This window comes from Arcanobacterium haemolyticum DSM 20595 (assembly GCF_000092365.1).
Classification (GTDB): domain Bacteria; phylum Actinomycetota; class Actinomycetes; order Actinomycetales; family Actinomycetaceae; genus Arcanobacterium; species Arcanobacterium haemolyticum.
In genome coordinates this window covers 87,902-111,530 of sequence record NC_014218.1, presented here as the reverse complement: position 1 = coordinate 111,530, position 23,629 = coordinate 87,902, and the positions used below count along the sequence as shown (strand labels likewise).

Annotated in this window: 20 protein-coding genes and 2 pseudogenes; 8 read left to right on the top strand and 14 right to left on the bottom strand. The window is 49.5% G+C overall.

Annotated elements, in window-relative coordinates; all coding sequences use genetic code 11:
* Positions 1-6: 6 nt before the first annotated feature.
* The gene (locus ARCH_RS00415) at positions 7-1,008 is read right to left on the bottom strand and encodes a glycosyltransferase (protein WP_013169343.1); all 1,002 of its coding nucleotides are present in this window, start codon (positions 1,006-1,008) and stop codon (positions 7-9) included.
* A gap of 127 nt (positions 1,009-1,135) precedes the next feature.
* Positions 1,136-2,005: a glycosyltransferase family 2 protein gene (locus ARCH_RS00410; protein ID WP_013169342.1), complete on the bottom strand. Its 870-nt coding sequence runs from the start codon at positions 2,003-2,005 to the stop codon at positions 1,136-1,138.
* Positions 2,006-2,058: 53 nt separating this feature from the next.
* Here ARCH_RS00410 and ARCH_RS00405 point away from each other — a divergent pair, with 53 nt between their 5' ends.
* Positions 2,059-3,294 (top strand): MATE family efflux transporter, encoded by a 1,236-nt coding sequence (locus tag ARCH_RS00405; RefSeq protein WP_013169341.1) that lies wholly within the window; start codon positions 2,059-2,061, stop codon positions 3,292-3,294.
* Here the strand turns inward: ARCH_RS00405 and ARCH_RS00400 are convergent.
* Positions 3,271-4,797, bottom strand: coding sequence for a DUF2142 domain-containing protein (locus ARCH_RS00400; RefSeq protein ID WP_013169340.1), 1,527 nt, complete (start codon positions 4,795-4,797; stop codon positions 3,271-3,273). The two genes, ARCH_RS00405 and ARCH_RS00400, sit on opposite strands and share 24 nt — an antisense overlap.
* Positions 4,798-4,922: 125 nt before the next feature.
* Between ARCH_RS00400 and ARCH_RS00395 the strand changes: the two genes are divergently transcribed.
* Positions 4,923-5,651, top strand: coding sequence for a glycosyltransferase family 2 protein (locus ARCH_RS00395; RefSeq protein WP_013169339.1), 729 nt, complete (start codon positions 4,923-4,925; stop codon positions 5,649-5,651).
* A 2-nt stretch (positions 5,652-5,653) separates the two neighbouring features.
* The gene (locus tag ARCH_RS00390) at positions 5,654-6,013 is read left to right on the top strand and encodes a DUF2304 domain-containing protein (protein WP_013169338.1); all 360 of its coding nucleotides are present in this window, start codon (positions 5,654-5,656) and stop codon (positions 6,011-6,013) included.
* 3 nt (positions 6,014-6,016) lie between these two features.
* Here the strand turns inward: ARCH_RS00390 and ARCH_RS00385 are convergent, their stop codons facing one another.
* From ARCH_RS00385 to ARCH_RS00365, 5 genes are read right to left on the bottom strand one after another with little or no spacing between them, the layout of a single operon-like run.
* The gene (locus tag ARCH_RS00385) at positions 6,017-7,363 is read right to left on the bottom strand and encodes a glycosyltransferase family 39 protein (RefSeq protein ID WP_013169337.1); all 1,347 of its coding nucleotides are present in this window, start codon (positions 7,361-7,363) and stop codon (positions 6,017-6,019) included.
* A 6-nt stretch (positions 7,364-7,369) separates the two neighbouring features.
* A complete protein-coding gene (locus ARCH_RS00380; protein WP_013169336.1) occupies positions 7,370-7,738 on the bottom strand; it encodes a DUF2304 domain-containing protein in 369 nt (122 codons plus the stop codon).
* Positions 7,739-7,746: 8 nt separating this feature from the next.
* Entirely contained in the window at positions 7,747-8,463 is a 717-nt protein-coding gene (locus ARCH_RS00375) for a glycosyltransferase family 2 protein (RefSeq protein ID WP_013169335.1), read from the bottom strand.
* A gap of 27 nt (positions 8,464-8,490) precedes the next feature.
* Positions 8,491-10,929: a glycosyltransferase gene (locus ARCH_RS00370; RefSeq protein WP_013169334.1), complete on the bottom strand. Its 2,439-nt coding sequence runs from the start codon at positions 10,927-10,929 to the stop codon at positions 8,491-8,493.
* Positions 10,926-12,449 (bottom strand): hypothetical protein, encoded by a 1,524-nt coding sequence (locus ARCH_RS00365; RefSeq protein ID WP_013169333.1) that lies wholly within the window; start codon positions 12,447-12,449, stop codon positions 10,926-10,928. The genes ARCH_RS00370 and ARCH_RS00365 overlap by 4 nt, the downstream gene beginning before the upstream one ends.
* Positions 12,450-12,639: 190 nt before the next feature.
* Here ARCH_RS00365 and ARCH_RS00360 point away from each other — a divergent pair, with 190 nt between their 5' ends.
* From ARCH_RS00360 to rfbB, 3 genes are read left to right on the top strand one after another with little or no spacing between them, the layout of a single operon-like run.
* Positions 12,640-13,575 (top strand): ABC transporter permease, encoded by a 936-nt coding sequence (locus ARCH_RS00360; RefSeq protein WP_013169332.1) that lies wholly within the window; start codon positions 12,640-12,642, stop codon positions 13,573-13,575.
* A 2-nt stretch (positions 13,576-13,577) separates the two neighbouring features.
* A complete protein-coding gene (locus tag ARCH_RS00355) occupies positions 13,578-14,804 on the top strand; it encodes an ABC transporter ATP-binding protein (RefSeq protein WP_013169331.1) in 1,227 nt (408 codons plus the stop codon).
* 29 nt (positions 14,805-14,833) lie between these two features.
* Complete coding sequence (gene rfbB / locus ARCH_RS00350; RefSeq protein ID WP_013169330.1) at positions 14,834-15,826, top strand: dTDP-glucose 4,6-dehydratase; 993 nt, start codon at positions 14,834-14,836, stop codon at positions 15,824-15,826.
* A 91-nt stretch (positions 15,827-15,917) separates the two neighbouring features.
* On the opposite strand, the pseudogene ARCH_RS10415 reads toward rfbB, so the two are convergent.
* Positions 15,918-16,337 (bottom strand): annotated as a pseudogene (locus tag ARCH_RS10415) (transposase); the annotation flags it as partial.
* Between the two features lie 341 nt (positions 16,338-16,678).
* Between ARCH_RS10415 and ARCH_RS00340 the strand changes: the two are divergent.
* Together ARCH_RS00340 and ARCH_RS00335 are read left to right on the top strand one after the other, a co-directional pair.
* Entirely contained in the window at positions 16,679-17,632 is a 954-nt protein-coding gene (locus ARCH_RS00340; protein ID WP_013169329.1) for a DUF418 domain-containing protein, read from the top strand.
* A gap of 2 nt (positions 17,633-17,634) precedes the next feature.
* The gene (locus tag ARCH_RS00335; RefSeq protein WP_013169328.1) at positions 17,635-18,642 is read left to right on the top strand and encodes a trypsin-like serine protease; all 1,008 of its coding nucleotides are present in this window, start codon (positions 17,635-17,637) and stop codon (positions 18,640-18,642) included.
* A 146-nt stretch (positions 18,643-18,788) separates the two neighbouring features.
* On the opposite strand, the pseudogene ARCH_RS10245 reads toward ARCH_RS00335, so the two are convergent.
* The 5 genes and pseudogenes from ARCH_RS10245 to ARCH_RS00305 all read right to left on the bottom strand — a co-directional run.
* Positions 18,789-19,148: pseudogene (locus ARCH_RS10245) on the bottom strand (DUF6688 family protein); the annotation flags it as partial.
* Positions 19,149-19,590: 442 nt separating this feature from the next.
* On the bottom strand, positions 19,591-20,109 hold the full coding sequence (locus ARCH_RS00320; protein ID WP_013169327.1) for a DUF3800 domain-containing protein: 519 nt from the start codon (positions 20,107-20,109) through the stop codon (positions 19,591-19,593).
* Between the two features lie 186 nt (positions 20,110-20,295).
* Positions 20,296-21,708 carry an MFS transporter gene (locus ARCH_RS00315; protein WP_013169326.1) on the bottom strand — a complete coding sequence of 471 codons (1,413 nt, stop codon included), beginning with the start codon at positions 21,706-21,708 and terminating at the stop codon, positions 20,296-20,298.
* 119 nt (positions 21,709-21,827) lie between these two features.
* Entirely contained in the window at positions 21,828-22,571 is a 744-nt protein-coding gene (locus ARCH_RS00310; RefSeq protein ID WP_013169325.1) for a glycerophosphoryl diester phosphodiesterase, read from the bottom strand.
* A 122-nt stretch (positions 22,572-22,693) separates the two neighbouring features.
* Positions 22,694-23,572, bottom strand: coding sequence for a glycosyltransferase family 2 protein (locus tag ARCH_RS00305; protein WP_013169324.1), 879 nt, complete (start codon positions 23,570-23,572; stop codon positions 22,694-22,696).
* Positions 23,573-23,629 lie beyond the last annotated feature (57 nt).

The window sequence follows — 23,629 nt, the reverse complement described above, 5'->3', positions numbered from 1 at the left end:
AGTGGATCAGCTGTGTTGTGGATACTTTTTCTTGAATGCAATCCCTAGCATTTTAGCTGTAAACGCGGTACCGAAAATGCGTGCCATCATTCCCGCTATTCGAACAACTGGGGTGTTACAGTGTGCGAATATGTGCGGCATTTTGGCACGCAAGGCCTTCCTTGAACGATCTCCATCTTTAAAGAGAGACAACGCTGACGCTTGGCCTGCCCAAACGAAAAGAGGGTAAGCCAAGAAGGCTTTTAGAGCTTCGCCTTTTTCGGCGTCAAGCTGCTCTGCAATAAGAAGATTTTCTTCAATGATTTTTTGTAAATCGTTTACGGACGAAACAGCAAGTTTGTGGGCTGTTTGCGCATAGCTATGCCCTACGCGATAGGCATAGAACTTTTGATCAATCCAACCGATCGATGTGCAATACGCTAGTACCTTCGCACTCCAATCTGTATCTTCATTTCTCATTCCGGTTGGGAATTCGATTGAATGGATGTCCAGCAATTCACGCCGCACCACTTTAGTCCAAACTGCGCGCGTTAAAACGTCTTTATCAACCAGGAATTTTATCGCATCGGGGGTTGATAACGAATCAATTATTTCTGCATAATGAGTTTCTTCCCCATAGTCAATATCTTTGCCGCCACTTGATGCCAACAGGCTGTTATGGCACAAAATATCTACCGGATGCAATGTCAGTTTTTGATAGATATTTTCCAAACAATTAGAATCAATCCACCAATCGTCATTATCGACGAACGTTACGTATCCACCTTTCGCAGCAGCGATTCCGGCATTGCGCGCACCGCTTGTACCTGTGTTGGCTTGGTGAATCACCGTGAAACGCGAATCTTTTTCCGCATATCGATCACACAATTCTGGCGATGAATCCGACGAACCATCATCCACCAGCACCACTTCCCAGTCTGTAAATGATTGGGCATGGATACTATCCAAGCAGTGGGCTAGATATGTTTCCGAGTTGTAGACCGGAATAATGATACTGATAAACGCCATAGATTCTTGTGCTCCCCACACGTTTTGGGCATCGCGTACTTGCGTTCCCTTGTGTTCTCACGGTTTATTTTACTATATGTGGATTGACGCGACGTTCGCTCCAGTTGCGCTGTTCACTCACCGTTGTTTATCGGATAAGGTGATCGAGGATCATTTTCATTCCAGAAAAATCACGGTGAATAAGAGCATTCGGCATTCTTAATCCTGCGTGGATACGCGACGTGATATGGAAACGTGCGGCACGGGCTGCCTTTTTCCATCCTTTTTCCGCAAAAAGGCGAGCCACGAGCGCAAAATACGCACGTTCATCAACGAAGCGTTTCCCGTCAATGGCTGTTTTTCCTGATACTGACGATGCGGAACGGCGGTATTCGAAGCATATTTCTTCAAGAACGTATAAGCGTGCTCCGTCTAAAATCATGTCTACGATAAGGCCTAGATCTAGCATGATGAAGAAATCACGGAAGCCGTGGGCTAATGCTTTTTCTCGTTTAATCATCAAAGATGGCCAGTAAAGCCAATTCCCACGCATGAGGGATGTTGCAACAATTTCGCCTTCTAATAAGTGGCTATCTTTGGGCTGGATGAGAGTCTTTACTTTTTCGGTTAGCCCGGAAATGACTGTGCCGTTTTCATCAATGGTTCTCACACCTGGTTGCACAATGTCAGGCTGTTCCTGCGCTATCGTGCGTTGCATCGCTGAAATGTAGTTGGGTAAGAACCGATCGTCACATCCAGGAATAACAACGTATTCAGCAGATGATAGTTCTAAGCATCGTTGGAAGTTCTTTGCCAGGCCAATATTTTCTTCATTGCGTATGTATGAGATTCGATCATCGTCGCATTGGTCAATGAATTTTTTAGCAGCATCTCCAGGGTAACAATCATCGATGATAACAAGACGCCAGTGATCACAATCCTGTGCTTTCACCGAAGAAACTAGTTCTTCAAGCCAATCAACGCGGCCCCAATATGGAACCATAATATCGATAACCATTGCATATTCCTTCATCAACGATAAACTAAACCAAGTCTAGCAATGGAGGTATCATGGCCGAAGCGACAACCCCTAAGTCAAGTGCAATCGTATCGGTCGGTGCCATTTTTGCCGCACTTAGCGGATTTTCTATTCTCATCATCACGGCACGTACACTTACGGCCGAAGATAATGCTATTTTCTTGGCGTTCTGGTCCACGCTCTTCCTGATTACAGGCATTCTTTCGGGAATTCAGCAAGAAGTCACCCGCGCTGTTGCGAACGAAAGCCTCATATCGCGTAAGGAAGAATCAGTACGTCCACTGATTCTTGGGATCTCCATTGGCGTTCTGGCAAGTCTTGCCTTTTTAGCCGTCTCTCCGTTGCTTTCTCATGTTTTAGAAACAGATTATCCGGCCGCATTCACCTCACTTTTAATCGCGTGTGGGCTTACACTTTACGCTGGCCAAGTCAGCTTGTTGGGAGTTCTTGGCGGAAATAAAAACTGGAACTTGTTTGCTTCTATAACGTCTTGTGAAGCGCTTGGGCGCCTCACGTTCATAACTCTCGTGGCTCTAACTGCAGCAACGACGTTACGGTTCGAAATTGCAACCGTGATCGCTTTCGCTCTCTGGCTTTTGTTCTTTTTACATCCTCAGGTATGCCGATCGAGTCACTTCTTAGTGAGCGTATCGTGGAAAAAAATGACACGTCAGATCGGACTCGCACTTGCTGCCAGTGGCGCCACCGCGCTACTCATCAATGGTTTCCCCCTACTTATGGCGCTCACGACCTCGCTTGACGAGTATAAGAATTCAGCAGATCTTGTGATGGCCGTATCTATTACTCGTGCCCCTTTACTGGTGCCTATTTTCGCGTTCCAATCAGTAGTCATTGCACACTACGTCACTCATCCCGAAAAACGTCGGTCAACTACGCGCACGTTATTTTTAGGATTATCAGGGTTCGCCTTGTGTGCTTCCCCTATCGTTGCCTTGATTGGACCCACGATCATGCATGCTGTTTTTGGTGCGAGTTACCGTTCCACAGGCATGATATTGGGAATATTGATTGTGGATGCAACGCTTCTTGCACTTCTTGTTTTAGGCGGAACCATCACCATTGCCCTCACTAATTACAAAGCATGCCTTCTAGGCTGGTACACCACAGCAACGGTAAGCTTCGTGCTCATGTTACTTCCGTTCAGCTTAGAGGCCCGAACGCTCAGTACATTAACGTTCGGGCCTCTATTAGGCATCGCTATTCATTTTTCAACAATTTTACGTTCAGACCGCGAGCGTAGAATCTGATACTTCACGATTCGCAAGAACCTCTTTTTCTTCCGGGGCTCTGGATAAGAGCATCCCAGCCACAATAGCTATCAGGAAGCCAACTGTACCAACGAACCACACACCCATTGGAGAAATTGGAATATCCCACCACCAGTGCATGTGAGCATCAATATTAACTGGACGTATTCCTTGCGCTCCTGAAACGTAACGCCACAACACTGCGTGAAGCGTATAGGAATTAACGATAAAAAGAATCCCTGCTAGAACCACTTTTTGTGAGAAATCGAGAATACGGATTCGTTCTTTACTCAGTACGAATAGGAAGAAGAAAAGTACAGCGAACAAAGGCAACATATACCGGGGCTGGTATGGCCCCAGATGCGGATAAGAACCAACTGCCACGATAAGCACTGGAATACCGCACATGGCACCTGCGATCATCAACACTGCCATCCACTTTCGCCATGTTCCTCTACGGAAGCCCGCCATAAGCAAAGAACCTGACGCAAAGAGAGCCAAGAGTGGGAATGTTACATCAAGTGGAACATCAAACCATCCTGGACCATAGCCAAAGCTCACAAATCCAGCAAAGTATCGCGGAAGATCCATTGTTGTTCTCAAAACACTACCGATGAAGTTATCTGAAACAGTGGCATGATTGGCAACAATGTTTGCTTGGCCACCGCCAAGCATCATGTAACAACCGAAGATACTCAACGCACCAGCTAAGCTCCACAAACGCCAATCAGATCGTTTAATCTTGATTGCCCAGAGCAACGCTGCAGTTACAACAAAAATATAGAACGCAGAATCTCCACGGGAAGCAAAGCTCATGAATGCGCCAATAATGGCACACGCTAAGAGCCCCCAACGGCGCTTACCTTCTGCAAAGAAAGCCGCATACATTGCTGTTGCGTATGCAAAAACTCCTGTAATCGCCCATGCACTTGGATTCATCGAGGTAAGGAAGTAGAAACCCATGGGTACCCATGCGCCGAGCATGGCGAATACATACGCTGGGCGGTGCTCCGGCCGCAATAACCAACCGATTGTGCCAAGAAGAAAAACGGCGATCAGGAAATTCACTGTTCGCATCAAGATCACAGAATCTGCTACAGAATGAGAAATAAGTAAATGATGGAAACGATAATATGTGGTGGGGTAATTCCCCTCATCGTAACGATACGTGAATGCTAGCTTGTCATTTGATAATTCTCGCGGGCAACTTGCAGGTTGGGCTTCTTTGAACGCGTGGCATTCTGTAGCTAGGGCAACAGGTTCTGGAACTTGAACTCGAAGAGTGCCATCAACCATTTTGGATGCACATGACTCACCTGCCGGGCGAGGACACCAGATAGACCCCATATGGAAATCATCATCGGGAGAACCTCCAATCGGTGATGCCACGATCCAAGAAAAACCGGCACTCAAGAGGCCAAGTAAACAGACAACAGCAAGGATTCGCGGATTACGCATCTTTTGCGCAGTATTCGCGAAACGACTGTGTGTAGTAATCTCCATTAATACAAATTCTCCTCGCTGCCAGTGACCGATTATTACTTTTACGTCATCTCGCACAATCTTATCGCGAGTGCACTATATGACTTCGTTCTCTTAGCCTAACCTGGTGTAGAATTTCCCACAGTATGGAAGGTAAAGCTTTGACTCATAACGAACTCCTTGTGATTATTCCGGCCTGGAATGAAGAAAAATCAATCACTGATGTTATTCATGCGATTACAACGCATGTTCCGTTTGCAGATTGCATCGTTGTTAATGATGGGTCTCGTGATGCCACTGCCACAGTAGCGGCTCAAGCAGGAGCAGCAGTCCTCGATTTACCGATTAATCTTGGCGTCGGCGGCGCAATGCGTGCAGGTTTCCGGTATGCGGTTCGTAAAGGATACACGTATGCGGTCCAGGTTGATGCCGATGGCCAACACGATCCGCGTTACATCGCCCAGATGCTCACGGAAGCTCAGCAAGGAGCCGATGTTATTATCGGCGCGCGCTTCGCTGGCGTTGGAACATACACCGCAAGTGGGCCACGATGGTGGGCAATGGTTGTTATGTCTAAAATTATGAGCCGCCTTGCCAAAGTGAAGCTCACAGATGTAACGTCCGGATTCAAACTCTATTCACGGCGAGCACTGGAATTTTACAGTGAAAACTACCCTGCAGAATATCTTGGCGATACGATCGAAGCACTTGTTTTAGGTATTAAATCTGGCCTTGTGGTTAAACAAATTGGTGTTGAAATGCATGCACGAACTGCAGGTACGCCATCTCATTCTCCAATCAAAGCAGCAATTTATCTTGTTCGAGCAACACTCGCACTTGGCATCGCGTTAATGAGCCGAAGCCGGAAAGCATAATAATGACCACCATTCAGATTATTTCTCTCATTGCTACGTTACTCATCGGTATTCAGCTTATTCGGTTCGTCCGCCACCGCGTGATTAAAGAAAAATACGTCTGGCTTTGGCTCTGCCTCGATATTCTGGCCATCATCTTTATTCTGTGGCCAAGCGGATTAACAAAAATTGCCGATTTTGCAGGCTTCGATGTCCCATCCAACATGGTTTTCTTTGTTGTTATGGCGGTGCTCGTGTTCGTCGAAATCCATCAGGCTTTTACCGTAAGTAAGTTAGAAGAAGATCGACGCCGCTTAACGGAAGAAATTGCTATCTTGCGCCACGACGTCGATCGCCTCACTTACCTTATAAATAAACAGTAACGTTTACAGGTACGTCATCCCGCTGAAAACCACGTAGATCCACGCTCCTGCCGCAACTGTGCCCATAAGCCATCGGGCACCTGCCCATCTAATCGACAGCCCCACACATAAGAACATCGCCGGGAGAATCGCTGCGGCATAACGCGCTGGAATCGAGAATGGCAGCACAAGCCGTTGCACAATGATAAATAAGATCGGCAAGAATATTACTGCCGCGATTCCTGTAGCCCACGCTAGCGCAAACTCTAATTGAGATGCCGGTTTCTTCAGCATCATTCCGATTACCGCCGCGATGATTAAAAAGACTAGGAAACGCGAAATCAGGAACGAAAAGGGGGAGGATATGCTCTCTCCGTGCCCGTTGCTCACCAACGATCCAAAACCTGATTGGGCTTGATTGATCAATTCACCAATAGTATTTCGCTCCATTGAAATACCTTGATCTGGAGAATCTCCGAGCGCAATCAAACGGCGAATAACTTCCCAGGTTACATGTGTTCCTAACGCAGCAAAAACTGACACGAGACCTGGAACAAGCCAGGAACGAAGCGGTAGCTTCTGCGCAGAAGAATCAGAACTGAACCGTTCAAAAGCAACGTACATCAGCACGATCAAACCAGCCAAACCAATAGCTAAAATATTCGTGATCTTGAGCGCCATGCCAAGCACACCAACCGCAACCAGCGGCCACAAACTTCCAGCTCCTTGCAAGAATCGTATAGTCACAAACAAAGCAAGAGCACCAATAAGCAAGACGGTTGAATCGGTTGTCACGAACGTGTACGTCCACCACACAAACGGTGATGTCAGAGCGAAAGCAATGGTTGTATATCCAACAGCAATAGGAACGTTGAGCATACGCATGGTCTTGTAGAGAACCAGGAACGCGGCCGTGCCGTAGATAATCATGGCCAAGCGAGCGCCAACCATCATATCGATACCAAAAACCGAAAAAACTCGAGCAAAAACCCACGTTACCCAGAAAAAGATCGGCGTGTAAGCGTCGGCGGTATTCTTTCCATACTGCGGAAAACGCTCAACCTCAGAATAGTCTCCTCCACATGGGGGGCCAGAAGTTCCGAAGTAGTAAACGCCGTCGCACGCAAACTTCTCCCTAATATCATCCCCGTAGAACTCACCACGTTGAGCGATCATGTTATCGGGCAAAGAAAGAATGGAATCAAGATACGTCGCCTCGTCAAAAGGCGACATAGTCGCGGCATACCGTGCCCGATACGACAGCATCGTTGCGACGATGAGGAATCCAAGCACCCAGTACTGGCCACTCCCTAAGAACCACAGGTAAAACCGGCTATACGATTCTTTATATTTCTGTGCGATCGCTGTCATTGTTCATCATTCTCCAAGGCGGTGATTATCTGTGCGAAGTTCAGCCTCAAGCAGGGCGTATTTACGCGAAAGCAACGTCAACTTGCGATCTAACTTTCGCATATGACTCCCCGTAGCGAACGCAAAACCAATAAAGAACACAATCGATAGATACAAAATCAGATCTGCACCCCGGCCCACGCCAACAAAATTAGCTACATGATCGGTCATCGATGGGAAGATAACAGCGATAATCGCCAAAAAGATACCTAACAGCCAGGAAATTCGCCGGATGGCCAATCCACGAGCGCTTTCACGAGGAACAATAATTGCCAGAGCTAACACGATAAAAATCGTTACGAGAATGACTTTGATGAGGATTTGTCCAGAACTCATATTTTCACTCACTTAAACAACAGATCTGACAGGATATTGATCGAATTCCACAATGATTGGCCTTTTGCACGCGAATAATCGGTGTATTCAATCAGCACGGGTTCTTCGGCGTAGCGTAATTTGTGTGCGGAAATTGCCGATACGATTTCGGATGCGTGTGCCATGCGGTCTTGCTGAATATCGATAGATTGCGCAGCATGCCGATTGAGGGCCCGCAAACCGTTGTGCGCGTCCGTCAAGTTCATTCCCGTGGTCATGCGTTGGAAAACAACAGCCATCTTCAACACGATTCGTTTCAAGGTCCCAGGTTTCGTTCGGCCATCAAGGAAACGAGATCCGATGACGACGTCGAGTGGCTCATTTTTCAGGCGAACTACCATTCGTTGAGCGTCGTCGACGCGGTGCTGGCCGTCCGAATCGAAAGTAACGAAATATTCCGAGCCTTCTTGCATAAGGGCGTAATCGAGCCCTGTACGCAACGCAGCACCCTGGCCAAGGTTGATTGGATGCCGAACAACAGCCACGCCTGCGCGGCGGGCTTCTTCTACTGAATTATCCGACGATCCATCGTCAACACAGACAATACGCGGAAAGACGCGTTTGGCCTTGTCCAAAACGTCGAAGATAACCTGACCTTCGTTGTAAAGCGGAATAACAAGCCACGTTTGATCGGCCAGCTTTTCATTCCACCCATCAATTTTGTGTTCAGAATCAGATAATGACAATCGTCTACATCCTTTTTCGCCCATCATTTACGGAAGCATCTTCCGCAACCGGGATTGCACCTTATGAATAAGCAACTTTGGCCCACCGGCCTTCAAATGTGAGGCTACCAGTTTAACGTCACGCAACAGGTTAAACTTCACCTTCACAAACCCCAAGAAACTCTGTGGCAAATGCCCTGCAGTCATATATTTCATGTCTGCTGCACGCCGAGGATTCTGAGCAAACCTCAAAAGCGGGGCCAGCGCATTGTTCCATTCAAACCGAACCGAATACCGCGCAACGTTTTCACGGCAAACGCGAGCAAAATCGTCGTCGAACAAAACTTTTTCTAACGCATCGGACAGTTCGTTGACGTCTTCAGGCGAAACCGAAACACCAATCTTCTCCGAATCAAGAACGTTACCGAAGGAATCCCCATTCGTTGCCACAATCGGCAAACCAGCCCACAAGTAATCCAAAATTCGGGTGCGGAACGAATACTGCGTTTCAATGTGTTCAAAATGAGTAGACACGCCACAATCGGCGTCAAGCAGATAGTTGTGCCGATCGTTGTAATCAACCCAATCGTGGTTGAAGAACACGTGCTTGCCAGTCAAACCAAGCGAATCAGAAAGATCCATCGCTTCTTGAGTCATACGCATCTTCGGAACCCCAGGATTCGGATGCTTAACGCCCAAGAAGTACAAACGAACATTGTTATGCTTCTTAGCAAGACGATCAACGGCGCGAATCAAGGTCAATGGATCAAACCAGTTGTATACGCCACCGCCCCACAAAATCACCTTATCATCAAGCGAAATGCCCGGAACCTTGCCCTTAATCGCATGGTAATCCTGCGTTGGTCGTTCCTCGTTCAAGCCAAAAGGAACAATCTCAATCAACGAACGCGGATCTTCTACTCCATCAAGAAGATTAGCATTCAAACGCCCCATAGCCGCCAGCTGCCCCATCCAGAACGCGCGCTGTTTTTCTGACGCACACAAGAACAGATCCGCTCTGGCGATCTGACGGTTGAGCACGTCGGTCACAGCTTGAATCGTTTCTTTTCGTCCCTGCGGCCCCAAATCCTTGGCCTGTTCAAGCTGTTCAAGGTGCATCGGATCATAAATATCCGCAACGATAACCTTCGACGATTCCATCAACCACGGCGCCTTCTCCAGGGCAAAACCCTGGAAAATAATGAAATCAGCCCAGTCCGTCAAACCGTGGAACACGGCTTCGCTACCACTGAGAACCTCAAACAAAGGAGACTGAGCTTTAGCGGTGCCAGCCGTGGAGAAAAGGCGCACATCGTGCGTCAAACTGAGGCGCGTAGCCATTTCCCACGCACGAATAGCAGGACCAGCCATCTTCTCTGAAATCGAATCATCCGTAATGATCAAAACTTTAGATTGATTCGAGAAGGTATCGAACAGGCCAAAATGCTTGGTCAGATTTTCGTACAGATCAAGATACTTGGGGAAAGAGAAAAGCGGCTCATATGCATTTCGCATGAGGCGCAAGATCTCTGCATCCGTGCGTTTACGGGCACCTTGGATGCTTTCACGTTGAGCACGGAAATAATCCATGTGTTTAGTGAACCAAGCAATAGCGTATGGGCCTGTTGCCGCATCCTTGCTTATCGTACCGCCATCATAAGCATCCATCGTAGAGTGCTTTTCAACGCGCGCAGCAGAACGTTCGTTCGTCAACAACAAAGTTGCAGCGAAAACCGCTTGGAGGTGTTCGTCGTCAAGATTCTTGTATAGGCACGCGAGCGCATTGCGTTCAAGAAGGTAGTTTTCCCTGAATTTCCCGTGTTTGTTCATGGAAACGTGATGGCGATGGAACGCTACTGAGGTGGGAACGTAGCGGACGTCGTAGCCCGCGAGCGTTACGCGCCACCCGAAATCAACATCTTCATAGAACATGAAGAATCGTTCATCGAACCCGCCAAGTTCGTCAAAGATTGCACGAGGCACAAACATTGCTGCACCCGTTGGGAAGAGGACGTTCTTCGGGGTGTTCCATTGCCCTTGATCTTCTTGTTCAACTTGTTGCTTGTAACTCATACCAAACCAGGTCAAGGCACCATCGACGTAGTCGATTTTGTGCCCGCCCCAGTCAAGCACTTTGGAGGCAACACAGCCGATAGACGGGTCCGATTCGAGCGCCTTCACCGCTTCTTTGATCCACTGGCTATCCGGCCGAGCATCATTGTTCAGAAACGCAACGATATCGCCTGAAGAATGAGCGACGCCGGTGTTACACCCCGCAGCAAACCCAAGATTCTTCCCCGCATCAACAATGACTTCGTTACCAACAGCCTGCTGAAGCCGTTCCAGCGAACCATCCCCGGAGCCGTTTTCAACAATAACGATTTCCAGATCTTCTTTGGGCCAATCGCATGCGCGCAGGTGTTCGACGGCAGCAATCGTGTCATCACTACCGCGGAAATTCACAAGAATTACTGAAACTTTAGTCATTTCTGTATCACTTTCTTCATCACGCCAGCAGCGGCTGAGCCAATGCTCTTTACACCATCAGTAAACGACAACTTCCGTTTTGCCAGTTCTCCGTACGGAGTTGTTTCAAAGAGTTCAACAGATTTCACGGTATCGAGTGACTTTCGTGGTTGCGAAAGTACAGATTCGATTTGCTCCACCCCGTTTTCAACGGCTACCAAGTTACTGTAGGAGTGGTCTTCGTCGTACGCCATAGGATTCAATCGCCCTAAACCAGCGATGAAGCCCAAGTAGAGATCGCGTTGTTCGCTATCTGAAACCACGATCCGATCGGCGCGGCTAAACGTTTCACCCCACATGGTGCTTCGTGGCCCAAGGAAATCGGCACCGAATCCCGTGGGGTCCAGACGAATATCGGAAATCAGATCCACGGTAGTCATATCAGCAACAACCATGCCTTTATATTGCGCAATCCAGGGCACTTGGCGCGCTTGCGTACCAACAAGGATGAGTAACGTTTCGTTGACTAATTCTTGAGTTTCGATCGACGTTTCCACAAGCTTTCCGTTTTCAGGCGTAAGCACGCGGCGCGTAGCCACATCCCAGACGACGATGGACGCCTGCGTATGTTCACAAATCTGCATAACGCGCTCTACAGAGTGAGTATCTGTAGAGGACACGGCGATAACACAACGGCGTTCAGTTTCACGTGAAACATGGAAAAGATTATGCAAATAGCACGATTTCTCTGGCGTGATTCCACTTGCATCCCACATCTCTTGAATAAAAGCATCGCGGCCAGCAAGATCTCCATCAGGAATACGAGCCATTGTTTCATTTAACTCAAAAGCAGTACGGGCTTCTCCGAAGCTGGCACTCCACATGTGCAATGTACGAGCACCATCGAGTGCTTGTGGAGAAACGGAAAGAAATTCGTCGTCGTCATTCCCCGGCGATAACTGCAAGTCAAGCGCATCCGTATCCGTTCCTTCCAACGGGACCGAAACCAAACCCAGATAAAGAGGCGCCAATTCAGCCATCTGTTCTTCTATCGCCATATTTCGCGAAACCACATCAAGATAATCCGTAATCGGCGCAAGAGAATAAGCGGAAAGTTGCCGCGATACCGTGCACGTAACCTTCTCACCTCGCCTATTTAGGCGATACATAATATCCATACCAATACCCTGAGCGGACAACGACGTATCAATGCCACCTGCGTGATGCACATGCTCAGAATTGAAGAAATATATGGGCGCGGACGTACTAACAATCGGCATATCTTTAGCAGAATCCACATACGCGACGTTAGTTCCCGCTAGCGCCGAAGCAACACCCGATGTTACTAATTCTGCTATACCGCCATTACGAACAGCACGCTGACCAGGAAGAACAATCAGAACACTGGAAGGTTCAAGATGATCCAGCGCCATTCCAACGCCTTTCGGAGTAGCCTCACGAATGATCGCATCTTCGGGAAGCGCTTTCTTCCACGCTGGTGATAGAGCCTCACCTTCGTTAATAATAACGAGTACACTCACTGAGATTTCCTCCGCACTAGAGACAGACATAGTACTGTGTGCAATGCTACCGTCGATTACCTATTGGTTCTGCTGGGACATATTACCGTGTCTAGAGCCACACCTATATTTCATCCCCTATTGAGCATTACTATTACTCTATCGAGCATTACTATTAATCTCAGTAGATTATTACCTAGGATTGGATGCCATGCGAGAACATACCTCCGGCAAAGCGCCAACCACGGCCGCCCAGCAACGTTTCGAACGTCTTGCCAGCCAAGAAATGCGGAGCGTTTCACCGGATTCCGGTTTCTTGAGTGGAATGATTCCCTCATGGATCACGATCTGGGAACATAAAAATCTCCTATGGCTCTTAGTTCGCAGGGAATTAAAATCCAAATACAAAGATTCTTTCCTTGGGTTTGCGTGGACCCTCATCCGCCCCCTCGTGCAACTCTTTATCTACTATTTCGCCATCGGTAAGATTCTTGGTGCAGAACGCGGCATCCCTGATTTTGGTGTTTACGTGTTCGCGGGGCTTACCGCCTGGGCACTGTTCAATGAAATCGTCTCTATGGGAACAAGTTCCATCGTTTCTAATGGCGGAATCATCAAAAAAGTTTATTTGCCTCGTGAGATCTTCCCACTTGCAGCCGCTGGGGCTGCGCTCATCAACTTCGGGGCACAGTTAATCGTCCTCCTAACTGGCGCGTTCTTTATCCGCGGCATCCTCATTGTCCCGTTCCTTATCTATGTTCCTATTGGCGTAGCTATTCTTGTTGTGTGGGGATCAGCACTAGCTCTCTGGCTATCAGCTGTCAATGTTCGTATGCGTGACACCCAATATCTTGTAGAAGTTGGCCTTTTGATTGGCATGTGGCTCAGCCCTATTGTCTACTCATTCGAGATGGTCAAAAACGCAGCAAATTCCACAATCGCAGCGATTTACAGTTGGAACCCAATCACGATCGCCGTATCAGATTTCCAAGCAGGAATCTGGAAGCAAGGCACCCTCACCGGAGCAGAATTGCCATCTGAACTCCTAGCTAGGAGTTTCACCGTTCTTGCCATCGGACTTCTGCTAGGCATCCTCGCTCAACGCTATTTCGCACACGCCCAACGTAACTTTGCTCAGGATCTGTAAAAATGACGACTTCGCCTAATTCCTCACTTGATGTCATCAGCGTCGAACATGTTTCTAAACATTTCACCCTTCGTAAAGACAAATCTCTGAAAGAACGTATCGTTAATGCCGCGCGCAACCGCCAACATATTGAACATTACATGGCACTCGATGACGTATCTTTTTCCGTTGCCGCCGGAGAATCACTCGGCCTCACAGGGGCAAACGGGTCCGGAAAATCAACCCTTCTCAAACTGATCGGCGGGATTATTTCACCCGATTCTGGGCACGTAAAAGTACGCGGTAGGCTCGCCGCACTTTTAGAACTAGGTGCAGGTTTCCATCCCGATCTCACTGGTATGGAAAATATTTTCCTCAATGCGTCAATCATGGGCCTTTCCGAAAAAGAAATTGATTCCCAAATCGACTCCATTATTGATTTCTCAGGCATTTCAAAGTTCATTGATACCCAAGTGAAGTTCTATTCCTCAGGAATGTATGTGCGCTTGGCCTTCGCTGTCGCAGTTCACTCAGATCCAGATATCCTGCTTGTCGATGAAGTGTTGGCTGTAGGCGATGAACCATTCCAACGCAAGTGCATGGAACGCATCCATCAGTTCCAAGACGACGGCCGCTCCATTATTCTCGTATCTCATTCCCCAGATCAGATCGTGGAAATGTGCGACCGTGCTGTGGTGCTCCAACAAGGAAAACTCGTCACGATTGGCCCTACCCGCGAATCGATGAATATTTTGCACAAATCGTATGCCCAACAGATCCAGGCTGATCGCGCAGCCCAATCCACCCCTGAACTACCAGCCGAAGCGGCACACGAGCTAACAATCGACTGCGTCCGAGCAGAAGGCTTCACAACCCTTCCAAGCGGTATAGATCTCTTCCTCTCCGGATCCGATCTCACTATTTTGGCTGACGTCACCACTCAATCCCCACTATCTAACTACAACGTTGAACTAACTATCGACGCTCTTGATGGCACTCGCGTATTCGCCATGGATACTCGGAAACTCGATTATGCACTCCCGCCAATTACCACATCTGGAACTATCAACATCCAGATTCCACAATTCTTCCTTGGCGAAGGCCAATTCGTATTCGGCGTCGTTATTAGCGACAGCACTGGGATCGTCCTTGCCCATAAAGAAAACGCGCTTGTACTCCAGGTTGGATCCGACGCTAAAACCACCGGCCTAGTCAAGGCATTCCCTGAAGTTTCTGTATCCGCCAGCTAGTATTTTAGTTGTTACATTAAGGAGAAATAATGAAAGTACTCGTCACCGGCGGAGCCGGTTTCATTGGTGCAAACTTCGTTCACCAAACGGTTGAAACGATGCCGGACGCCGACGTCGTCGTTCTTGATAAACTCACGTACGCTGGGAACCCGGCGTCGATTGCAGGTTTAGACCGCGTGACGCTCGTCGAAGGTGATATTGCGGACCGTGACACGGTAGATCCGCTGGTGAAGGACGCCGACGTCGTCGTCAATTTCGCCGCCGAATCCCACAACGATAACTCTCTCAACGACCCGTCCCCGTTCATTCGCTCGAATATCGTGGGCACGTTCGAACTTCTGGAAGCTGTACGCCGCCATGGAACCCGCTTCCACCACATCTCCACGGACGAAGTCTACGGCGATCTGGAAATCGACGAACCACGCCGCTTCCAGCCAGGCGATGCCTACGTGCCATCCAGCCCATACTCGTCCTCCAAGGCAGCCTCAGACCACCTCGTGCGCGCCTGGGTACGCTCCTTCGGCATCGAAGCAACCATCTCCAACTGCTCGAACAACTACGGGCCATACCAGCACGTCGAAAAGTTCATCCCACGCACCATCACCAACCTGATGGACGGCATTCGCCCACGTATCTACGGAACCGGCGAACAGATCCGCGACTGGATCCACGTACGTGACCACAACACCGCCGTGTGGGCAATTATCAACAAGGGCCGCCTTGGCGAAACCTACCTGATCGGTGCCGACGGCGAACTCAACAACCTCCAAGTCACCCAAATGATCCTGGAAGAATTCGGGCGCGACGCGGGCGATTTCGATCACGTCAATGACCGCCCAGGCCACGATCAGCGCTACGCAATCGACAACTCCAAGTTGGTTGAAGAAACCGGCTGGGAGCCATCGTTCAAGAACTTCCGCGACGGCCTCCACAACACCATCGAATGGTACAAGACCAACGAAGCCTGGTGGCGCCCAGCAAAGGAAGCTGTTGAAGCAAAGTACGCCAAGAACGGGCAGTAAGCTGCGCGATTGAGTGGGGGCTTCCTCTTCATTGAAGAGGAAGCCCCCATTACACATTGAACTAGTCCCCGGAAGTTGGACTGGCTTAATTCTAGGCGGTTAGGGCCTCAAGGGTCTGATTCCGATATTGCATCGGGGTCAGGCCCTTGAATCGTTTTTGAAGCCGGGCGTTGTTGTACCAGAAGATGTAATCATCTACGGCCCGGTAAAGCTCATCAACACTGGCGAAGTACTCGCCATACTACATTTCAGTCTTCAGATAACCGAAGAAGTTCTCCATCACCGCGTTGTCGTAGCAGTTGCCCTTTCACGACAACGACTGGATGCCACCAACGGACTCAGTTAACTGGCGCCAACTGGAATGCTGGCAGTGGACCTCTTGGTCAGTGTACACCATCAACCCTCCACCAGGTTCATGCCACGTGATCACATTCTTTAACGAGATAGACGTGAACTTCGTTGACAGGGATGCCGACAACTCGTGTGCCAGAATGCTCCAGTCGCTCAGATCCGGGGATGCCTCAGCGAGGGCTTGTCCAAGCAGGCCGACAGAGTCGACAATATGGGGTGCGGTCATCATGATGACTCCTCGAGGATTCTTTAGAATGTTGATTCGAAGGGTCACACGGTGACCGCTCTACAATCCGTGTGCAACACTAACCTGTAGACAATCTCGGCCACCGAGTTACACCACTCTACGGGGCACTACTTCCAGAAGACCCTCAGAAAGTTCCAAGTTATTTACCAGATTCGGCGGTTATTTTATAGATAGTCAATTTCCGACACGTCGGTTTTAGGGAGCATTTTTATCCAAAGAACGGTTCTCTAAAGTATTAGTAAAGGAGAAACTGAGTGTCTAAACCTTCACGAATCGTGGGGCTTGATGTGGCGCGCTCACTCGCGATCATCGGAATGATAACTATCCACATGGCCTCGCTACTTTGGAGTACCAAAGTAATGCTCTCTGGCCTACCTGCATCATTATTTGCCATTATCGCCGGCGCGACGATGATGATTATCGGACGAAACTACACCAGCACCGCTTTCTTGCGGCTGATCGCCCGAGGCGCCTTAATCATCCTCATCGGCCTGGCATTATTGCCCGTGGGTGGACAAATTCAAGTGGTTCTCATCGTGATGGGCCTAGTAATGATCCTGGTTTCCTGGATACCCGCATTGGGAACATGGTGGAGGCTCGGTCTATTCATTGCCGCCACAATCGCCGCAACAGTCGTTTACGCACCTGTCGACCTGTTGATTTATCCGCTACTGGCGTGGATTGCATACTTCATCGGCGGCATGCTTCTTTTCGATGTGTACCTGCGCGGCCGCCTACAGCGCGATTCTGGATCGAATACCAGCACTAACACTCGACTGAGCTGGATCGTGACCGCTATCAGCGCTGTCATCACGATCATTGGATTGTACTACCGGTTTGACCCAAACATTCCTAGCTGGCTCAGATTTACCGGTCACACCGGTGTTGCCGGAGAAATTATCCTCTCCGTTGCCGTTGCAGCCGTAGTGATCCACCTATGTGTGCTCATAGGCAATCTCTCTTCAACCTTGGTTTACCCTTTCGCTGCCATGGGAACAATGTCACTAACCGTTTACATTCTGCACATTCTCACCGCTTTCTACTGGCAGCAAAATGTCGCGTTGCATTCCACCTTGTCAGCAATCGGTTTCATCGTATTCTTCCTCGTCGCAGCCACCCTCTGGAAGAAGTTTGTAGGACAGGGTCCTGCTGAGAAACTCGTTGCCACCGCAATCAAGGCCATTGTTCCTTCCAAGAAAGGGAAATAACCGTGAAAAAAACATCTTTTTCGATCGCGGCCATTGCCAGCGCCGTCCTCCTAATGACTGCCACTCCGGCTCTCGCACTCGAATATGGAGATCCGGCGCCCGATAATGCGGAAAGCAGTTCCGTTGCCGCGCTCAAAATGGGCAAAATCGGCAACTTTGGTGACTGCACAGGCACACTCATTGCCGACCAGTGGGTACTGACAGCGCGCCACTGCCTAGAGTCAGTCAACAATGAAGGAACCCAGGCACGGATCGCTGGAAAGATCTACAACGCTGATTCCTGGGCCGTTTCGCCCACATCTGACGCAGGGTTACTTCACCTGACTGAAAAAGTCACTAACGCTACCCCCGCAAAAATCTCCCACGATACTCCAAGCTCAGGGCAGACAGGAACTCTATACGGTTGGAGTAGCAGCTCGTCCATGGCACGATCCGGACAGCTACCAATGGCCAAAATGGTTGTCAAAGAAATATTAGGTGGCGCGCCTTCCGGTTCTGACACGCCGAGTGCTCCCGAAACTCCTTCCGATTCCAAGGCACCTACCGGCGCTGATGCGTCTACAGAGACTGCCCCGCCACAGGCTTCACAGTCAAAACCTGGAATGTCAGAATCCGGCCAAACAGCTGACAACTCCATGCAGCCTAGGATCGAGACCTCTATCCTGGATGTGCAGTCAGTTTCTGGAGCTGGCATGCAGGGCGGTGACTCTGGCGGCCCGTTCTTTGTTAACGGAAAGCTTGCAGGACTTGCTACCGCTGGAACTGCCAATGGGGATCCGGACCTTCCCTCCCCTAGTGCTGCAATCACCACTATCGCAGGCATCACCGAATGGATCGACAACATTGTCTCTGGCCGCGACACCCAAAGCGTTCTAACTGCAGAAAACACTCCTGCACCGCCGAAGAACGTTCAAACCAGTGGCGATAACATTTGGGGCTACCTCGCGATCGCACTCGTAGGCCTTGCGGTTGCAGCAGGCGGATCACGTATCCGAAATGCACGCCAGTAAGGATTCCTACTGGACTGTTTAGCGAATAGCATTTCCCCCTTGAAGCCGTCTCCCAGAAAACTGGGTGGCGGCTTCAAACATTAGCACTTTGCGCTACTGCGACCCGTATCTGCCTCCCTTGCCTACTGAAGTTCACAACCGATCAGTATTTCTGAACCAACCGGGAAGCCATACGTGTCATACAAGCGCCGAATAACCCGGTGAGTTCTGGGCACGCGCTCTTCCAGCCACTGCTCAAACGCATTGGACACAAGAAGCTGGCACCAACTGGAGTGCTGGTAATGGATCCCTTGGTCAGTGTGCACCATCAACCCTTCACCAGGTTCATGCCACATGATCGCATTCTTTAACGAGGTAGACGTGAACTTCGTTGACGGGGATGTCGACAACTCGTGTGCCAGAATGCTCCGGTCGCTTAGATCCATGATCGGTCAGAGATAGACCTTCGTGCCAGCCACCCGAAACGTCGACCACTTCCTTCTTGACCTCGAAGGAGTATTGCTTCTTGGTTGGTTTCTCCACAAGACATAGCCTGCCATGTAGAAGCCAGCGACGGTACAGGCTACAAGCCGGGTCGTGCCGGACCCCAATCCGACTTGCCGCAGTCACAAAACCCAAGTCTTGCTCAAATAGGCCAACGAGCTGTTCTCGTTATTCCTCTGACAAAGAACTTCGTACTCTCAAAAGAAACACTCCCCATTAGTCGGTGTCTGATTTCCCAGTCCAACTAAAGGGGAGCAGTTCACATAAAGGCCCCGCCCTTCTGCAGAAGGGCGGGGCTGAGTCTATATAGCGCAACAACACATGCGCACTGGAGTAGAGATACTCTCTTTTCCAGATCAAGTGAGTACTGACTGTTTAGATCAAGATCACTCAACAAACCGATTATTGCACCAAATACAACAATAATCAAAATATCTTAATGAGGAATTTATTATATTTTGACTATTAAAATAATGTCGAATCCCCTACACAGGGCCGTTGCATCGTAAGAATATTTACCTTTCCCTCCCGCACATCACTAAAATCCAAAAGCCCCAATGCCCGAGCAAGCCTTAACGCAACTTGCCTCTTCACTGGAACTTTCTTCTGGTTAACAACCTCTTCATGCGTTCGAAGATAGTTGATAGAACTAGCCACAACATCTGCTAGTTGAACGAGATCCACAGCCCGAGAGTCAACATCATCTACAAAACCCAGCGAAGCATCGTAAACAGACCCACCAACACGTAAGTTCGCAGCCCCAATAGCCTCTACAATATCAAAATAAAACCGGACATTGCCCCCATTAATGCTTGAGAATTTTATTTCATCATAATATTGATTGCGCTGGCGAAGATCCCGTATTTCACGCGATAGAACCGCTGGTGAACTCGTTTTAAGGAAGCCCACAACAAACGAACCCCCTCGAGTATTCTTAGCACCAGATTCATCAATAAATATTGAGCTAACGCGTTCATCTCCCATAGCGTCCCCAAACGAAGTCGCATAGATTAAACAAGTATGAACTACACACTATCCACAAACCTACATAAATACGATATAGGCAGCGCCCGCACCATGACGCATCTTCCACGTCACGCTGCGGGCGCTCTCTCATGCGCGTGATCAACTCGCGCACATCTCACGTTTCTGTAGTCTCACGTTTCTGTATCAGAGAATCGTGGAACCTTCGCCAACAACTTCAGCCTTAACAGCTAGCGGATCGTTTTCACCGTGGTCTTCCAGCATGCCAGCCTTGTCCATACGATTGTTCACGATCGCAAGTATCAATGCACAGGCGGCCCCGATACCAGCAACAACAATTGTGATCCACAAAATCTGCTGGTAGCCTTCATAGACGTTGTTCTTGTGGGATTCCACAAGGCCTGCGGTCATAGGATGCGCCCAGAAAACCGAAGCGAATGCCAAAAACGAACCAACAGACATGGCAGAACCAGAAATGTGTTCAGGCAAATGAAGCTCAGCAATCGGCGCCAAAATAACGGCCTTGCCCATAAAGATACCAATTGCCATCACCATCAAGAGGATCATAGCCAGCCACATAGATTCTGAACCAGCAGGCAACAATGACACGGTGAATGCGCCGCCAGCGGTCACAGCCAAGGAGATACCAAGCATCACCGTAGAAGACTTAAACACGTAATCGGCAACAGCTCCGGAAACCAATCCAGCAAACACGCCAATCAACCCAGTATTGAAAATACCAAAGGCGCCTGCAACGGCGTCGGACGCGTTGAATACGAGCTTAATATATGGGGCAGACAGGTAGATAAGGTTCACGTACGTCCAGTAAAGGCACATAGCCGCAACGCCTGCCATCCACACACGTGGCTTCAACAAAACGTTCACCAAACCAGCAAGTGCTGCAACGTTCTTTCCAGCTTTCTTCTCACCGATCTGAACGCTTTCAGCAACAGCATTCTTCGGCACATAACGGAGAAGCGCGAAGATCAGTGGGATGAGAAGAAGTGCGTAACCGATTGCAAATCCCTTGAGAATCGACACCGCACTATCTGGGAACATCCCAATAAACACTAAAATCACGGCATTCATGGCAAATTCGACTGCGCGCCGCACCGTTTCCAAAAGGCCCATCGCCAAACCGCGGCCCTTCGTATCTTCGTCCTTAGCAACAAACACAACGCCGTTCACAACGGCCGGCCACCCGATCGCATCCCAAATACCCCAGCTGGCCGCGATAGCAACCATGATTTTAAAGGAAAGCCCCGGAACAAGGAAAAGGATAAGGAAAGTGATCAGGCGCCATCCAGCGAAGGCAATCAGGATCGATCGGATCGTGAATCGGTTGTTGACCCAGCCAGCTGGCACATAGAAAAACATTGCGATGCCAATCCAGCCCATGAGGATACCGAATTGGTCCACACTGATTCCGAGCGATTCCGACAACGGCAACAACAGCGATCCCTTGAACGCTTCAAAAGATACGTAAACAAGTTGCCCCGTCAAAACAACAGTCAGGAAAGCGCCGAGTTTTCCGCGCTGGAGGAATTTTGGAAAGCGCTTTGAGAGCACTCCAGATTCGTTCATAGTAGTAACTTTCATGGTTAAGTTTGTGGGCAACTTTGCCTCACATGTGCGTGAAAGTGTAGACGACGAGGCCGCCGTCGTCGTCTACCTCAAAAGATACGTAAATTCCGTACCTTCGTCAGGAAACCGGAAGTTTACTGACGGAATTCGTTAGCGATATCGGTGAAAACGCCGGTCACACCCCAATTGAAGAGTTCGTTGGCGCGGTCTTTTCCGTTCACCGTCCAGACGTTTACGCCATAACCGGCTTCGCGGAATGCCGCGACTTTGTGCGGGGTGAGGCCTGCATCTTCAGGGTGAATGTAGGTGGCGCCTACGAGTTCGAGGATGGATTTCCAATCTTCCCACAGGTTGTCTACAACGAAGAGCGCGCCGATGGGGATGTCTGGGCGTGCTTCATGGACGTGGTGCAAAAGTAGGTGATTGAACGAGGAAATAATGATCTCGCGCTCCGGATCAAGCCGATCGAGTTCTGCGAGTGTGTTATCGATGAGCTGCATCGATGTTGCTTTGCCGCGTTCATTCGATTTGAGTTCGATGTTTGCGTTAAGGCCAGTTTCGTTCATAAGGTCAACCAACTGGCGGAGAGTTGGGATGGGTTCGCCAGCATACTGTGACGAGAACCAGGATCCGGCGTCGATGTTGGCGACGTCGGTTGAGTCAAGATCGTAGAAATAGCCGGTGGCGTTCGTTGTGCGGTCAAGGAGCGTATCATGCATGATGATTGGCGTGCCGTCTTTGAGGATGTCAACATCGGTTTCGATCCATTGGCATCCGTGTTCTGCCGCTAAACGGAAAGCAGCCAGCGTGTTTTCTGGCGCAAGACGGTTCAGGCCGCGGTGGGCGATGACCTGCCTTTTCAACAACGAATGTTTCATATTTTCACTATCCCCTTTGATATGTTCCACATAGAGACTACGCTGTCTGTATTTTCCATGAAAAGTTGAGAATGCACGTTGAGCATTCGCGCTTCCGCCTGCACTTTTTAATGAACAAAATTTCACCGCGCGTCGCGTGTTTGCCACCATGCGCGAAAGTTCAAGGCGGTGCCGAGCAGCGCGCGGAGCGGAGCGTAGCGCGCGCCGGAATATGTTCCGGCGAGGTAGCGTTTGGCGGAATCGTGGTGGGCGCGGATCATTTTGGCTGGGCGCTTCTTCCAGGAGGCACCTTGTTCGTGAGTAACAACGGCTGAAGGCACATAGATATTTAGATAACCTGCTTCGCCTGCTCGCCTGCCTAAATCGACATCTTCGAAGAACATGAAATAGTTCGGATCAAATCCGCCAAGCTGGTTCCATACCGTGGTGCGGATGAGGAGGCAGGCGCCAGATAACCACCCGGCCGCATGTTCTTTATCTGTGCGACCATGGTAGGCCCGAGTCCATGGGTTTGATCGCCAAATGTGAACGAAAAGAGCATGGCCGATGCCGTTACTGAGCAATGGTAGCGCGCGCGCAGATGGATACGTTGATCCATCGTTTTCTAATAATCGCGGGCCAAAAACACCGCCCTTATCCCAGCGTTCACCTGCAGAAACAAGTTGGGCGAGCGAACCGGGATGAAACACCGTGTCCGGGTTAGCCACGCACACCCACGGCTCTGTGGCGTCTTCTAAACCAACGTTGGCAGCCCGCCCATAGCCCACGTTTTCCCCGGTGCGAATAACGCGAACACCTAAACGCTCCGCGTATTCGTATGCGAGCCGATCTACACGCTGCGGATCTTCGCCGTTATCCACGATTGTCAACCGAACAGCAACTCCTGCCACATCGCCTGTTCCATCACCGGCATGACACAGCGACTCGATCATCGCATCGAGTTCTGGCCCTGGATTGAAGGCAATCGTAACAACATGGATTGTTGAGAGCGTAGCTGACATGGTTCTATTGTATGCACGTGGTGGTCTTCATGACGAATAGCATCAAATAGCAGGCCA